The organism is Chitinophaga eiseniae, assembly GCF_012641265.1.
In the GTDB taxonomy this organism is placed as follows: Bacteria; Bacteroidota; Bacteroidia; order Chitinophagales; family Chitinophagaceae; genus Chitinophaga; species Chitinophaga eiseniae_A.
Window position 1 is genome coordinate 1,628,428 of record NZ_JABAHZ010000001.1, and the last position, 14,171, is coordinate 1,642,598.

Here is a 14,171-nt window from a genome sequence, read left to right on the forward strand (position 1 = left end):
TTTGGCGATGCTGCTATTCACATGCAGCTCGCCCCTATGGGGGGCCACGCTTTACACGGGGAAAGGGCAGCCCTACCCCACCATCAAAACAGCGCTCGATGCCTCCCGAAACGGCGATACCATCATCGTAAAAAAAGGCATGTACCGGGAAGGTAACCTGGTAGTAGACAAATCTATCTGCTTGTTGGGCGTGGACATGCCCGTGCTGGATGGTGAGCTGAAATATGAAATCCTCTCTGTAAAAAGTAATGATGTAACGATTAAAGGTTTTCAGCTTCAGCATTCAGGACGTGCTACCATGAGCGATCCGGGGGCCATAAAAGTATACGATGCAAAAAATGTACTAATAGAGGGCAATGTTTTAATGGATAACTACTTTGGCGTATATCTCCAATATGCCACCCACTGTATTGTCAAAAACAATTTTATAACCGCATCTCAAAAAGAAGAACATGAATCGGGCAATGGCATTCACTGCTGGAAGGGCGACAGCCTGCAAATAATTGGTAATCGCATTGCGGGCCATAGAGATGGCATTTACTTTGAGTTTGTGACACACTCCGTCATCTGGCGGAATATCTCTCACCATAACCTCCGCTATGGGCTGCATTTTATGTTCTCAAACGACGATGCCTATATCACCAACTATTTTAAAAACAACGGCGCCGGCGTAGCAGTCATGTTTACCAAAAGAGTCACCATGATGAATAACACCTTTGAAGAAAACTGGGGCGACGCCGCCTACGGCTTATTATTTAAAGAGTTGACAGATTGCTATCTCTCCGGCAATAAATTCCTGCGCAATACTACCGGTATTTTCTTCGATGGGTCCAACCGTATTACCATTGAACACAATACCTTCCGGGCAAACGGCTGGGGAATGCGGATGCAGGCCAATTGCATGGATAACATTATCAAAGAAAACAACTTTATCGGCAATACTTTCGATGTTACCACCAATGGCTCATTAACGCTCAATCACTTTAGCGAAAATTATTGGGACAAATACCAGGGCTACGACCTGGATAAAGATAAAACCGGGGATGTTCCTTTTCATCCGCTCAGTCTATATGCGGTGATTGTAGAAAAAAACCCTCCCGCCATGCTGCTCTATCAGAGCTTTATGGTAAACCTGCTGGATAAATCTGAAAAAATAATGCCGAGCCTTACCCCCGAAAACTTCGTGGATAATACACCGCGCATGATTCCTTATAAATTATGATTGAAATAAAACATATCACCAAGCATTTTGGCAAGCTAAAAGCTTTAGACAACCTGGATCTGACGCTCGAAAAAGGGCAATGTATTGCCCTCATCGGTCCCAATGGCTGCGGCAAAACTACACTTATCAAATCCATACTGGGCATGGTGCTACCTGAAAAGGGAGACATTATCTTCAACGGCCAAAATATAAAGAACAATAACGAATACAGGAAACATATCGGTTATATGCCGCAGATTGGCCGCTACCCGGAAAACATGACTATCGGCCAGGTGATGGAGATGATAAAGGGTATTCGTAACAGTAATGAGGTGCTGGACAATGAGCTGTACGAGCAATTCGGGATCGGCAAGATGCTCCATAAAAAAATGCGCACGCTCAGCGGCGGCACTACACAGAAAGTAAGCGCCACCCTCACCTTTATGTTCCGCCCGGAGGTGCTCATACTGGACGAGCCTACCGCCGGCCTGGATCCTGTGGCGGCTGAAATCCTGAAAGCCAAAATTATGGCCGCCAAAAAAGCCGGCTGCCTTATTCTCATTACCTCACACCTGTTAAGCGAACTCGAAGGCATTGTAAGCCAGGTTATTTTTATCCAGGAAGGTCAACTGATATTGCATAAAAATACAACGGAGCTAAAAAGAGACACCGGCAAGGATACAATCGCCCAATCCATTGTTCACCTGTTAAAAGCACAAACCGTATGATACGTATATTAAAATATGTGGCGCTGGATATTCTGAAAACAAAAATCGTGATCGCCTACACCATTATGCTGGCATTATTCTCCTGGAGCGCCTTTAGCCTGGAAGACAATGCGGCCAAAGGGTTGGTCACGGTGCTTAATATTGTATTGCTGACAGTACCCCTCGTATCCGTGTTATTTGCTACCATTTATGTGTACAACAGCACAGAATTTATTGAGCTGCTATTGAGCCATCCTGTAAAGCGAAGTATGATATGGAAAGCCCTGTTTACCGGATTGTCCCTGAGCATGACGGTGGCCTACATCGTAGGAATTGGCATCCCCCTGTTAATCTTTACTGACCCGGGCACCGCGCTGATCATGATCATATCGGGTTCATTGCTCTCGGTGATTTTTGTGGCCATTGCATTCCTGGCCAGTATTCTTACAAGAGATAAAGCTAAAGGCATCGGTATCTCTATTATGCTATGGCTGTATTTTGCGCTGCTATTCGATGGGCTGGTACTATTCCTGTTTTTCCAGTTTTCCGATTACCCGATCGAAAAGCCCATTGTGATATTGAGCGCATTAAGTCCCGTGGATCTGTGTCGCATACTGATGTTGCTGCGACTGGATGTATCGGCCATGATGGGCTATACCGGGGCCATTTTTCAGCATTTCTTCGGAAACAACTGGGGGTTATTACTCTCTTTCACCCTCCTTACCCTGTGGGTAGTGGTACCGTTTTATTTTTCCTTGCGAAAATTCAACAAGAGAGATTTATAATGCTGCCCAACAACTAAATGTCAAACCAAAATGAAACCTGATCTCACCAATAAAGCGGACATCCGGATCGTTGTTGATGAATTTTATGGGAAGATAAAGTCAGATCCTGTAGTGGGCATTTTCTTTACTAAAGTAGTTGCTATTAACTGGGAAGCGCATCTGCCCACCATGTGTGCTTTCTGGGAAAATGTACTATTCTACACGGGCGAGTATGAAGGCAATCCGCTGGATACCCATCGGAAAATCCATTTGCAATATCATACCAGGCCCGAACATTTTAACCGGTGGCTGGAGCTTTTCGACGAAACCATTGACAGGCATTATGCCGGCCCCAACGCCGACAAGATGAAATATCGCGCAAAAGCTATTGCCACTGTGATGCAGCAAAAGATGTAGCTATTGCCAGGACCGGCTGCCAGCTTGCGATACAAACAGCATACCGGCGCTACCCAACAGTATCAGCGCCGCAGTAAACAACCATTCATTGATATAAGGCACTGGCATATAAAAAAAGGCAGCGAACCCCTGCACGGCTAAAAACAATTCGTTGAAGAGTACCCCGAAAAAAAATGCAAAAGAAAAGACTTTCGTGCATTTGCCCGTTTTTATAAGGTCGTTGGCCAGCATATAACCAATGAAGAAAAGGCTGTATACGCCCAGCAACACCAGGTGCAAATAGGCGATCACAATGGGCCGGAGGCCGAATACCAGTTGACTGAGAGAAGGTATGACAGAAACGGTCTGCAATAAAAATTTAATCGTCAGTGCCAACGCAGCCGCGTAGAAGAAAAAATTGATCCATCCGGGATAGATGGATGGCTGCTGCCGGAAGGTTAGCCAGGATCGCCTGAGCAAACCAATCCATGTTAACAACTGCAGTACAGTGGCCGCAACGGTAACGGCGTATAGCCAGAACGGTAACTTAGTCCACAATACTGACAGGAAAAAGGTAGGAATAACAGTGATCGTAAACACCCGGAAATATTTTCCCGCGCCCTCAATAACAGCAGGAAACTGCGCCGCTGCCAACGCCATGCTTCCGAAGAAGAACCAACCGCTGTATTGAAAATGCAGATAATAATACACCGAACCCAGGTAAAACCGGTGGTCAATATTTTTGGTCGCCATCATATATGCCAGGAAAAATGGTCCGGCGGAGGACAATACGTTCAGCAGCAAACCTGCTATGGCCCAGGGCTTGGCAGGATGCTTACCGGGAAGGTATTTTGCATCGCGGATAAAGATATAGGCAAATGCCAACCCGATAACAATAGTCAACGTAGAAAAGGAAATAGATATCCCCTTGTACCCCTGCACGGTAAACGCCACCAGCATGCCGAATGAGCATACTCCGTTCAGCAGGATCAGCCACTTATACCTTTTCTGCTGCGATGAGGCAATAAAGGGAGCTATCATCCATGCGAGCCCGCTGTATAGTACATGGCTTATCCATCCGCTAAAAGCAAAATGGGAATGGGCATGCAGCAGGTTATTTTGCTCCAGGAATGGAAAGGAAAAGGCAATCTTATAACGCATTAAAGTACCGTACAAGGCTACGATAGCCAGGTTCAGCAATCCCCAGCGAAACCATTTTCTGGCAAACGGCCTGTTCATTTTTCTTAGTAGTATAATTTGTGATCGATGATTTTCACCATTCCCTTCTTGCTCATGCGAACGAGCGTACGGATAACGGTTTCTACCCTAAGCCCGGTAAAGTCGGCTATTTGTTGCCGCGTATAAGGCACCAGGCCGGCGGTAGTGGAAACAAGCCGGGTGTTCAAACGTTTCAGGAACAGCATGATCTTTTCTTCGGGTGTAGCGCTCACCCATACCTGGGCCGCTGCGGATTTGTTGTAAATACGTTCTGCGAAGGTGAAGAGCAACCTTTCCGCAATGTCGGGGTAGGTTTTTAAGATCTCCAGCAGGTTTTCTCTGGCAATTTTTATGACCACACTGGAGGTGAGCGCCTGTGCAGTGGTGGGGTAACATTTACCCACCATCAGGGGAGGCTCGCCGAAGCTCTGTCCTGTCGAAAACACCCCCTGTATTAATTCTTTGCCGTCGGCATTACTGGCAAATATTTTTACCGAACCTTCCACTACCTGGTAGTAAAAAAGCGGCGTTCCCCCTTCGTGAAAAATGATCGCATCTTTTGCGAACTTCCGGGCAACGCCGCCATAAGTAATCAGTATGTTGTAATCTATCTGCATACAGTTAGGGAAATGCGAAAGGATACCTGTTTATTAAGTAACAGCCTTTTATCAGGCTTGCTGTTGTTGTTCCAGGGCGATGGCTTTGGGAAATAACAGGTTATTTTCGAGATGAATATGCAGATGCAAGTCTTCTTCAAACTCCTTCAATAAAGAATAGGTAACCTTGTAGGTATTGCACGCATCTTCCGGAGGCGTGTAATTATTCGTGAGTGCTGCGATGAGGCGAAAACGTTCTCCTTCATTTTCGTGTTCCTGCATCATGGCATGAATGGGAAACTGCACTGTACCAAAGGGGGCATGGATAGGCGTTTCTCCCGCTGCTACCATTTTCCTGATAAATGGGAACAATATCGCTTCTTCTTTATGCATATGAGCGGTCAGCTCCTCTGCGCTCTCCTGGAAAAGGATCTCGATTTCTTTCAGCTCAGGATGACTTTCACCATGCACGCTCCGCACCTTATGCAGGAATGGTGCTATTTCCATTATTTTGTCCCGCACATACCTGTGATGCTTTTTCTCTATATAATCTGCGAGCAGGTCGAGTGGCCATGCGTTGTAATCGGCTACAGCACTGGTGGTCCGCGCCGCTACCTCTTGTAAATCGGAGATCAGCCTGTCGGCATCCAGGTGTTTTTTCTCACAGGCGTCTGCAATACTGCGGTTACCGTTGCAACAAAAGTCAATACCACGGTTCTTAAAAACGGCTGCTGTGCGGTAGTCGGTTGCTACCAGCTCTCCTACGATAGTTTGTTGATTGATGTCCATCATGCTTTTATTTAGTTGATGTAAACAATGAGCGTCCTATATATCACACCAGGGGCCTTCCGCCGGTGGTACTGTAATATTCGATCTTGGAAAGAAACATCCCGGCCATTTTCACACCCCGCCATTTAGCCTCATCTGCAATGTCGCCTTCAAAATACTTATCAATGGTTTGGTGCCATATGGTCAGCCAGGTATCAAAATGTTGTTTATTGACAGTTAAATTAGCATGGGGAGGAAACGGACTTCCATAATAGGTATGCTCCTCCAACAGCACTGTTTGCCAGAAGCGGTACATTTTTTCCAGGTGTGCTGGCCAGCGGTCTTGTATGATCCCATTGAAAATCGGGCCCAGCAGCTCATTTTCCCTGATCGTGGTGTAAAAACTGTTTACCAGCAATTGAATATCTTCTATATTGGTTATATCCCTTTTTTGGATCATAATAAAATACTTTTTTATCCTTTATAAATACAACACTTTCCGCTGTTTCCGACAACAGTTACCTGTTAGATGCAAAGTTAATAAGGAATATAATAAAAGATAAATTTATCCTTTATTAAATATCCTACCCGGGATAGCCAGCCCGGATTGGATAGTACTTTATTTATACATCGGACATCACAAATTCTCCTCAAAAATACCGCCGCGGGGAAAAGAAACATATGACATGCGTTAGCATATATCCTGACTTTCGTCAGGAATAGGGACGAAGTTAGCCTACGGTAACAAACTCGCCTTTCTCCTTCACCACCTGGTTTCCCCAGGTAGTAATCGCTTCCAGCACAGGGATGAAGGTTTCGCCAAAATCGGTCAGGCTGTAAACGACTTTGACAGGCGGCTTTTTGCCATACACTTTTCTCGCCACTAAGCCGTCTTTCTCCAGCTGCTTTAACTGTAAACTCAGCGTCATTTCGGTGACAGCCGGCATTTCTTTGCGGAGCTCATGGTATCTTTTTGCTTCGTCTTTTAAATGGTATAAGATGACCGCTTTCCATTTCCCACCCACCAAATCCATAGTTAAACTTACCGTACAAGGGTAAAGCTTGCCATTCAGCTTTATCTGATCACTAATGCATTCAGTTTTCATGCGATTGTTTTTTGGTACTATCTGTTTGGATAGTTATTGCGAATGTATTCTACTAAAAATAGTTTTGCAACTATAATATTTATAGTTCAATAAATGCATGACATGACGACCAATTCAAAAGCAAACAGACCACTTGTTACAATTGTGGGTATTTTGGGCAAACAGGGATTGAGTACAGCCCGTACCCTGCTGGCATCGGGGAAGTACCGGGTGCGCGGCATTACACGCCGTATCGATTCCCCCGAAGCGCTTGTCTTATCCCAGCAAGGAGTTGATCTGGTGAGTATCCCGCTTGATCTCGGGTACAAAACAGCATTTGTGAAAGCATTCCAGGGGTCTGATGGCGTTTTCCTGATGACGCCCAACATTGTGCCGCCGGCCACCCATGAGTTTGAATTGGGCAAACAGCTGGCGGATGCAGCGGTGGCAGCGAAAGTACCGTATATCATATTCAGTAGCCTGGAAAACGTAGCGGAACGCACCGGCGGGAAAAAGTTTGCGCCACATTTTACAGACAAGGCTAACATTGAAGCCTATATCCGGACCCTGCCTATTAAGAGTTCATTTATCTACATGGCTTTCTTTTACACCAACCTGGTGGAATTTTATACACCCATCTTACAGGGCGATACCCTTATATTTCCTGTCTATTTACCCAAAGACTTTCGGGCTCCGTTTGTTGATCCGCTTACAGCCACCGGGCCTGCTGTCCTGGAGATCCTTTCCAACCCCGATCAGTATGCCGGGCAATCCCTTCCTGTTATCAGCGATATTATCTCTCCGCAGCAGATGGTGGATACCTTTGTTCGCGTAACCGGTAAGAAAGCAGCGTATAGTTCCGCCTATTCACGGGAGGAGCTCCTTAATCACTTCCCGGCATTCGGTTCCAACGAAGCCTTAGTGCAAGAACTCACAGGCATGGTAGAATACGCGGTGGAATATGGGTATTTCAGGGAAGACCGTGACTTAACGTGGAGCAGGAAAATAAACCCGAATACCCTGAATTGGGAGCAATTTCTGCGCAGCACGGGGTGGGACGGAAAAAAACTTTCGTATTGAGCTGTAATCGAACGTGACGTCCAAACAGGCCGTGTACGGGCCTCCTGGAGCATGTGCCGCAATTGTTATATCAAACAACTTTCCCTATTTTGCAGTATAATGCACAAAATCCCGGTTCGATATATCAACGAAGCGCTCAAAGAACCCGGGTTCTCCGGTGGCTTTAGCATGCGGTCCCTAGAAGACTTTATGGAGGGACAGGATATGCTGCAGGCACTGCACCGGCACACCTTCTACTACGTATTGGTATTGGAAAAAGCCAGCGGTGAACATACGATCGATTTTACGCCGTACCCTGTTAAAGATAATACGGTCTTTTTTATGCGGCCCGGGCAGATACATCAACTTTTCCTGGAAAATGGCAGCCGGGGTTACCTCCTGCACTTTACGGATGATTTCTATGCCCCGGCTGAAAGGGCTGCCAGGCAAGTATTGCGGAGTATCAGCACCAGGAACTGTTTCCCCATGGAGCAGGCTCAATTCAGCCGGCTATACCAGCTGCTTGAAATAATTCACCGTGAATACACCGAAAAACAGGAGCGCTATAAGCAGGCGATAAAATCCGCACTGGATATGGTGTTCCTGGAGCTGCTGCGACAGGGCGGACAACCGCAACCGTCTGATGAGCGGCCGGAGTATATGCAGGAACGGCTGGATGAATTGCTGGAACTGGTAGAAAAACATCTACCGGAACATAAACAGGTAGCTTTCTATGCCGCGGAACTGCATCTTAGCAGCTACCAGCTGAATACCGTTACCAAAACGCTATTGGGTAAAAGTTGCTCTGCACTCATCAATGACATGATTATCCTTGAGGCTCGCAGACAGCTGCTCGCCACTTCTAACCAGGTAAACCAGGTGGCCGCCATGCTGGGTTACGAGGACGTTTCCTATTTCATACGCTTTTTTAAAAAACATACCGGCTTCTCTCCGGAAGCTTTTCGCAGCAACTTTAAATAAGTCCTATTAATCCCGGTTTTAGTCCTACCACCAGTAGTATACATCCGGTAAATTTGTACAACACAATCACTATCTACGATGCAAAACATGTGGGACGAACGCTACTCAAGACAGGAATTCGTTTATGGCAGGGAGCCTAACGAATTTTTCAAATTACAGCTGGATCAACTCCCTACAGGGTCTATATTAATGCCGGCCGACGGAGAAGGCCGTAACGGCGTATATGCTGCGACAAAAGGCTGGGCGGTTACTTCCTGCGATCTGAGCCAGGAAGGTCGCAATAAAGCCCTGCAACTGGCTGCCGAAAGAGGCACTACGCTGGAATACCTGGTGGGAGATATCGGGGCGCTCAGCCTCCCCGAATCAGCGTTCGATGCCATAGGGCTTATCTTTGCGCATTTTCCGCCGGATCAGAAATCTTTTCTGCTGCAGCGGATAGCCCGCTGCCTGAAGCCTGGTGGTTACCTGATCTTCGAAGCATACAGTAAACAACATGTAAAATACCAGCAAGTCAATCCTACTGCGGGTGGCCCCAAAGGAGCGGAAAACCTTTACTCCACCGAGGAACTGCTGCAATGCTTCGGTCATTACGATATACAATTGCTGGAAGAAACAGAGATAGAACAGGGCGAAGGCATTTTTCATAACGGCCGCGGCATTGTATTGCGGTTTGTAGGCAGGAAGCCGGTTGAATAAAAATATCCTGATGCTTTGAGGCAATTAAAGACAGGAGGGAGATTTTTATTTTCCTCCTGCTTAATTATCGAATTGACCCGAACCTCACTTTTTCTCCGCCCAGATATAACCCCGCCTGGTGGCATACTCCATATTTTCATTGGGATATCTCTCTATAGCATCAATAATAGTAAAACCGGTTTCGCCAAGCAGCTTTAGAATATCTCCTGTCTTAAAGAAGCATAGATCAACATCAATCTCCTTGTCATGCGCTTTATCAAAATGAACAATTTCTTCTCCCACATGGAAGGAAAATAAAAAATCTCCTCCCGTCTTCAGCACCCTGTTTATTTCTGCAAAACAGTCCCGGACCTGGTCAAGGGTAAAATGTACAATAGCGTAGAATGCCAGCACACTTCCAAGATGTTCTGCCGGATAAGCGATATGCAGCAAGTCGCCTGTTTGAAAGTCAATTTGAGGGGAAAGCCTCCGCGCAACATTCACCATCGCCGGCGAAAGATCAATGCCCACAATGTTTTTCAAGCCATTGTCGTACAGAAATCTTGTTGTTTGCCCGGGTCCGCAACCAAAGTCGGCACATAACCCGGTGTCCTTATTGGACGATGCAAATTCTGTTAATAATAACCGGTCCACATGCTTTTTGGACAACTCGTTCCAGCGTTCCACCGCGTAGTCTTCCGCTACCAGGTTATAGCAATGCAATATCTTATCCTGTGAATTCATGTCGATTTCAGTTTTAAAATATTATTCCGATTTGGGTCATTGCTGCAATTATACCTCAGTCGCGATAACAAAAGCCTTTAACTCAGCCATTTTGCCATCATGAAATCGCCAGACATCGCAGTAGGCGTAATCAACGACTACACCGTTCTCATTCTTCAGGCTGATTTTCCCAATAGCCGTAACAAACTCGCCTTCGGCGATCATACTTTCGACGATAAACTGTGGCGCCTCCTCGTACGCCATTGCCATATACTGCCGAACGGCCTCCTTGCCCTGCAGTATCCGGTCGCCTACAAATGTCCAGGTAGTATCGTCAGTGCAGAAAGAAAGAAACCCTTCATAGTCGCCTCTCGTAATCATGGCATTTGCCATGTCCAATGTTGCTTTATTATTTAAACTCATATGGCGTTTCTATTGTTACATTTAAATAGATGGTTCCCGGGACAGTCAATAACGCAAAGAAACTATTTACCGAGAATTTCTTTCCTGTGCTTTTTGCCCCAATCCGTGAGGTTATTGATGATGGTCTGCAATGTTTTTCCGTGTGCCGTGAGCTCGTATTGGACAGTTACGGGTTGTGTAGCTAAAACGGTTCGTTTAACCAATTTGTTTAACTCCAGTTCCTTTAATTCCTTGCTCAGCATTTTGTTGGAAATACCGTCGATGTCGTCCAAAATATCAGAAAATCTTCTTTTGTTATAATAGCAGATAGAGGAGATGATGGATATTTTCCATTTCCCATGTAGCACATCCATTGAGTCCTGGACAGCCCGCATTTCTTTCCTGTGTTCTTTTTCAAAATTTACGCACTCCATAAGGTTACTTTGTTACCTGAATGTTACTGTTACTTTTAGATACAAACTTACCAAAATAAATCAACCTGGTCTACCTTAGCAGCAGACAAAATTAAATCATTAACAAAATGAGTAAACTAAAGAATAAAGTAGCAGTAATTACCGGCGGCAATAGCGGTATTGGATTCGGCATTGCAGCGGCTTTCAGGAACGAAGGCGCTGTTGGCACTATCACCGGCAGAAATGAAGCAACATTGGCCAGTGCAGTAGATGCACTGGGGACCGGTTTTATCGGCATTAAAGGCGATGTAACCGCTATGAATGACCTGGAAAATATATTCCAAAAAACCACTGAAAAATTTGGAAACATTGATACGCTGGTGGTGAATGCTGGCGGCGTTGTGGACGGCTTTCCAATGGCTGCCGTAAACGATGTAACGGAAGAAAATTATGACCGTTATATGGACTTGAATCTGAAAAGCGCCTATTTCACGGTACAAAAATCACTTCCCTACCTAAACGACGGTGCTTCTATAATACTGATCGGATCCAGCGCAGCGCATCGTGCTATACCGGGAATGACTATTTATAGCGCTGCCAAAGCAGCTATCATATCGCTGGCTAAAGGGTTGTCGCTGGATTTATTGTCAAGAAAAATACGGGTGAACACACTTTCACCCGGCTCCATTGATACACCCATTTTCGAAAAAGTTGTACCGCAGGAACTGCTGGAACAGGTGAAGCAAACCTGGATAGATACCACACCTGTAGGCAGGCAGGGACTTCCGGCCGATATCGGCAACGCGGCTGTATTCCTGGCATCGGATGATTCGGCTTTTATAGTGGGTACGGAGATTCTTTCAGATGGCGGTCTCACTAATATCAGCCTGATGAACTGATACCTGCCACCAGGCTGGTAACTCATCCATGTTTGTTCCCCAACATACCAGACAATACAACAATATTGACTAATACCAATGCAATATTGACCATCCTACCCAGGCTGTCCGGAATTTGATATCTTTACCCCCGTTACAGCTGGCGGCAAATCTGCTGTTACCAAATATCAACCAAAGTCGTTTCATTTTATGAAGCCAATGGAAGAACGGTGAGCAATGATTAGTGAACAATATAAATGAAACCTGACAATGCTTGATATGAAAGAAGGCGTCCAGCTTACCGCACTCCTACTACCAGACCCACTGCAACCGACAAACGGTATGTTCACCGGCAATGCTCCCATACAGACAAAATAATATGCGTTGTTAACAGATCATTGCTATGAAGGAGCATCCCTTATATATTACAACAGACGAATCGGCAGATGAAACAATACTGCTTGAACGAATCACGTCAGGGGATGAAAGAGCATTCTCTGCATTATATCAACGTTATTGGAAGAAAGTTTTCACCTATCTCCTTCGGCTTACCAAATCACGGGAAACAGCCGAAGAACTGCTTTCTGAAATATTTACCCGGTTCTGGATCAACAGGGCGGTAGCCTCCAGCATCGAAAATGTAGATGCCTTCCTGTCTAAAGTAACTTACAACAGGGCCATCGATTTCTTCCGGTTTGCCGCAAAAGAAAAAAAGATCCAGGCGTTAATTGCATTAGAACTGAACCGGTACCCCTCCCAAATAAACGACGGATACCTGTTAGAAAAAGAGTACAAAGCATTGCTCCGCGAGGCCATTCACCAATTGCCCCCTCAACGTAAGCTGGTTTTCACGCTCAGCAGGGAACAGGGACTCACACACGAAGAAATTGCCCGGCGATTAAATATGTCACCACATACAGTTAAAAAAACGATGTCCAATGCCATTAAATCCATCCGGACATTCCTCCGCAAGCAGGGAGTAGACGGCATGATCCTCGATATTCTTTGAGGCCGCCAACTGTAATTCATTTTTTTTCTTACCCCGATACTACCACCTTCTCTTTTTTACGTCTGTTATGTTTACAGAAGGTAACTTAACATGAACAACCCACAAGAACGTTTACATCTTTTATTCGATAAATACCTGTCTGATTCCATCACAGCAGTGGAATTAGATGAACTCTGGGCGCTAATACGCGCCATGGATGCCAACGCTGACTTTCCGGAAAGCATCAAAACCACCTGGAATAATGTTTTGGAGCAAGATACCACGGCAGATGCTGATGGCAACCGCATACTGGAACGCATATTGGAAAAACACCGGCAACCGGTGAACCATCGGGTGGTAACGATATTGAAAAATAATTGGGGAAAAATTGCCGCATCGCTGTTGATGCTGCTGGGGCTCCGTTTACTGACTCACAAAACAACCGAAGTCAGGCCTGTTATCACACCTCATGTAATTGCAACAGCCGGAAATAACAAAGCCGTGCTAACGCTCTCCAACGGCGAACACCTGTTGCTTAATGACCAGGCTACCGGCACCATAGCCAAACAGGGCAACATGCAGGTAATAAAAAACAAGGATGGCTCCCTCTCCTATACAGGAAGCGGAGATAATACGTTGGGGGATGCCTGCAATACATTGACCATTCCACCGGGAAGTCAATATCATGTTACGCTACCGGACGGAACAGGTGTTTGGCTCAATGCCGCCTCCTCTATCCACTACCCTTTATCCTTTTCCGGCAATAAAAGAAAAGTTGACATAGACGGCGAGGCTTTCTTTGAAGTGGCGCAAAATGCGGCAGTACCTTTCGAAGTTAATTCCGGCGCCATGCAGGTACTCGTTTTGGGGACCACTTTCAATATTATGGCCTATAAAGACGAAAACAGCATCAAAACAACGCTGATAGATGGGGTGGTAAAAGTTGTCTGCAGAGAAAGTAACCAGCAGCTCAAACCCGGACAGCAGGCTATTTTACCTAATGGTGGAAACAACTTCCACACCATACCGGCAGATATGAAAGAAGTACTGGCCTGGAAAGAAGGAGAATTTCGTTTCTATGATACCGATATCGCCTCTATTATGCGGCAAGTGGCCCGTTGGTATGATGTAGAGATTGTTTACAGAGGAGCCATTCCACAAAATAAATTCTACGGGGTAATTCCCCGGCAACATAATGTATCACAACTATTAGAGGTCCTGGAGGTAACCCGTCATGTTCATTTCAGAATCGATGGTAAAAAGATCATTGTCATGCCGGGACCAAAATAATTTTCTAATCAAACTAAAACGCCAGAT

General features: G+C 45.7%; 18 protein-coding genes. 10 read left to right on the plus strand and 8 right to left on the minus strand.

The genetic code is table 11. From position 1 onward, the window contains the following. Positions 1-7 precede the first annotated feature (7 nt). The 4 genes from HGH91_RS06285 to HGH91_RS06300 are packed head-to-tail and all read left to right on the plus strand — an operon-like array spanning position 8 to position 3,089. Entirely contained in the window at positions 8-1,222 is a 1,215-nt protein-coding gene (locus HGH91_RS06285) for a nitrous oxide reductase family maturation protein NosD (protein WP_247651659.1), read from the plus strand. After that, positions 1,219-1,929, plus strand: coding sequence for an ABC transporter ATP-binding protein (locus HGH91_RS06290; protein WP_168737568.1), 711 nt, complete (start codon positions 1,219-1,221; stop codon positions 1,927-1,929). Before HGH91_RS06285 ends, HGH91_RS06290 begins: the two co-directional genes overlap by 4 nt. Next, positions 1,926-2,693, plus strand: coding sequence for an ABC transporter permease (locus HGH91_RS06295; RefSeq protein WP_168737569.1), 768 nt, complete (start codon positions 1,926-1,928; stop codon positions 2,691-2,693). The genes HGH91_RS06290 and HGH91_RS06295 overlap by 4 nt, the downstream gene beginning before the upstream one ends. 30 nt (positions 2,694-2,723) lie before the next feature. Further along, positions 2,724-3,089, plus strand: coding sequence for a group III truncated hemoglobin (locus tag HGH91_RS06300; RefSeq protein ID WP_168737570.1), 366 nt, complete (start codon positions 2,724-2,726; stop codon positions 3,087-3,089). On the opposite strand, the gene HGH91_RS06305 is transcribed toward HGH91_RS06300, so the two are convergent. The 5 genes from HGH91_RS06305 to HGH91_RS06325 all read right to left on the minus strand — a co-directional run bounded on the left by HGH91_RS06305 (position 3,090) and on the right by HGH91_RS06325 (position 6,756). After that, the gene (locus tag HGH91_RS06305; protein ID WP_168737571.1) at positions 3,090-4,307 is read right to left on the minus strand and encodes a hypothetical protein; all 1,218 of its coding nucleotides are present in this window, start codon (positions 4,305-4,307) and stop codon (positions 3,090-3,092) included. A gap of 5 nt (positions 4,308-4,312) precedes the next feature. Next, a complete protein-coding gene (locus HGH91_RS06310) occupies positions 4,313-4,903 on the minus strand; it encodes a Crp/Fnr family transcriptional regulator (protein WP_168737572.1) in 591 nt (196 codons plus the stop codon). Between the two features lie 51 nt (positions 4,904-4,954). After that, the gene (ric, locus tag HGH91_RS06315; RefSeq protein ID WP_247651660.1) at positions 4,955-5,674 is read right to left on the minus strand and encodes an iron-sulfur cluster repair di-iron protein; all 720 of its coding nucleotides are present in this window, start codon (positions 5,672-5,674) and stop codon (positions 4,955-4,957) included. A 40-nt stretch (positions 5,675-5,714) separates the two neighbouring features. Then, on the minus strand, positions 5,715-6,110 hold the full coding sequence (locus HGH91_RS06320) for a group III truncated hemoglobin (RefSeq protein ID WP_168737573.1): 396 nt from the start codon (positions 6,108-6,110) through the stop codon (positions 5,715-5,717). A gap of 271 nt (positions 6,111-6,381) precedes the next feature. Next, positions 6,382-6,756, minus strand: a complete 375-nt coding sequence (locus HGH91_RS06325) for a winged helix-turn-helix transcriptional regulator (RefSeq protein WP_168737574.1) — start codon at positions 6,754-6,756, stop codon at positions 6,382-6,384. A gap of 102 nt (positions 6,757-6,858) precedes the next feature. Here HGH91_RS06325 and HGH91_RS06330 point away from each other — a divergent pair, with 102 nt between their 5' ends. The 3 genes from HGH91_RS06330 to HGH91_RS06340 all read left to right on the plus strand — a co-directional run bounded on the left by HGH91_RS06330 (position 6,859) and on the right by HGH91_RS06340 (position 9,471). Continuing rightward, on the plus strand, positions 6,859-7,815 hold the full coding sequence (locus HGH91_RS06330; protein ID WP_168737575.1) for an NmrA/HSCARG family protein: 957 nt from the start codon (positions 6,859-6,861) through the stop codon (positions 7,813-7,815). Between the two features lie 99 nt (positions 7,816-7,914). Continuing rightward, on the plus strand, positions 7,915-8,775 hold the full coding sequence (locus HGH91_RS06335) for a helix-turn-helix domain-containing protein (RefSeq protein ID WP_168737576.1): 861 nt from the start codon (positions 7,915-7,917) through the stop codon (positions 8,773-8,775). Between the two features lie 78 nt (positions 8,776-8,853). Further along, entirely contained in the window at positions 8,854-9,471 is a 618-nt protein-coding gene (locus tag HGH91_RS06340; RefSeq protein WP_168737577.1) for a class I SAM-dependent methyltransferase, read from the plus strand. An 84-nt stretch (positions 9,472-9,555) separates the two neighbouring features. Here the strand turns inward: HGH91_RS06340 and HGH91_RS06345 are convergent, their stop codons facing one another. The 3 genes from HGH91_RS06345 to HGH91_RS06355 all read right to left on the minus strand — a co-directional run bounded on the left by HGH91_RS06345 (position 9,556) and on the right by HGH91_RS06355 (position 11,009). Further along, complete coding sequence (locus HGH91_RS06345) at positions 9,556-10,194, minus strand: class I SAM-dependent methyltransferase (protein ID WP_168737578.1); 639 nt, start codon at positions 10,192-10,194, stop codon at positions 9,556-9,558. 48 nt (positions 10,195-10,242) lie between these two features. Next, positions 10,243-10,596 carry a nuclear transport factor 2 family protein gene (locus tag HGH91_RS06350; RefSeq protein ID WP_168737579.1) on the minus strand — a complete coding sequence of 118 codons (354 nt, stop codon included), beginning with the start codon at positions 10,594-10,596 and terminating at the stop codon, positions 10,243-10,245. 62 nt (positions 10,597-10,658) lie between these two features. Continuing rightward, positions 10,659-11,009, minus strand: coding sequence for a winged helix-turn-helix transcriptional regulator (locus tag HGH91_RS06355; protein ID WP_168737580.1), 351 nt, complete (start codon positions 11,007-11,009; stop codon positions 10,659-10,661). 107 nt (positions 11,010-11,116) lie between these two features. Here HGH91_RS06355 and HGH91_RS06360 point away from each other — a divergent pair, with 107 nt between their 5' ends. The 3 genes from HGH91_RS06360 (at position 11,117) to HGH91_RS06370 (ending at position 14,144) form a co-directional block, all read left to right on the plus strand. Next, positions 11,117-11,887 carry an SDR family oxidoreductase gene (locus HGH91_RS06360; RefSeq protein ID WP_168737581.1) on the plus strand — a complete coding sequence of 257 codons (771 nt, stop codon included), beginning with the start codon at positions 11,117-11,119 and terminating at the stop codon, positions 11,885-11,887. A gap of 382 nt (positions 11,888-12,269) precedes the next feature. Further along, on the plus strand, positions 12,270-12,875 hold the full coding sequence (locus HGH91_RS06365; RefSeq protein ID WP_168737582.1) for an RNA polymerase sigma factor: 606 nt from the start codon (positions 12,270-12,272) through the stop codon (positions 12,873-12,875). Positions 12,876-12,965: 90 nt separating this feature from the next. Continuing rightward, a complete protein-coding gene (locus HGH91_RS06370; RefSeq protein ID WP_168737583.1) occupies positions 12,966-14,144 on the plus strand; it encodes a FecR family protein in 1,179 nt (392 codons plus the stop codon). Positions 14,145-14,171: the final 27 nt, after the last annotated feature.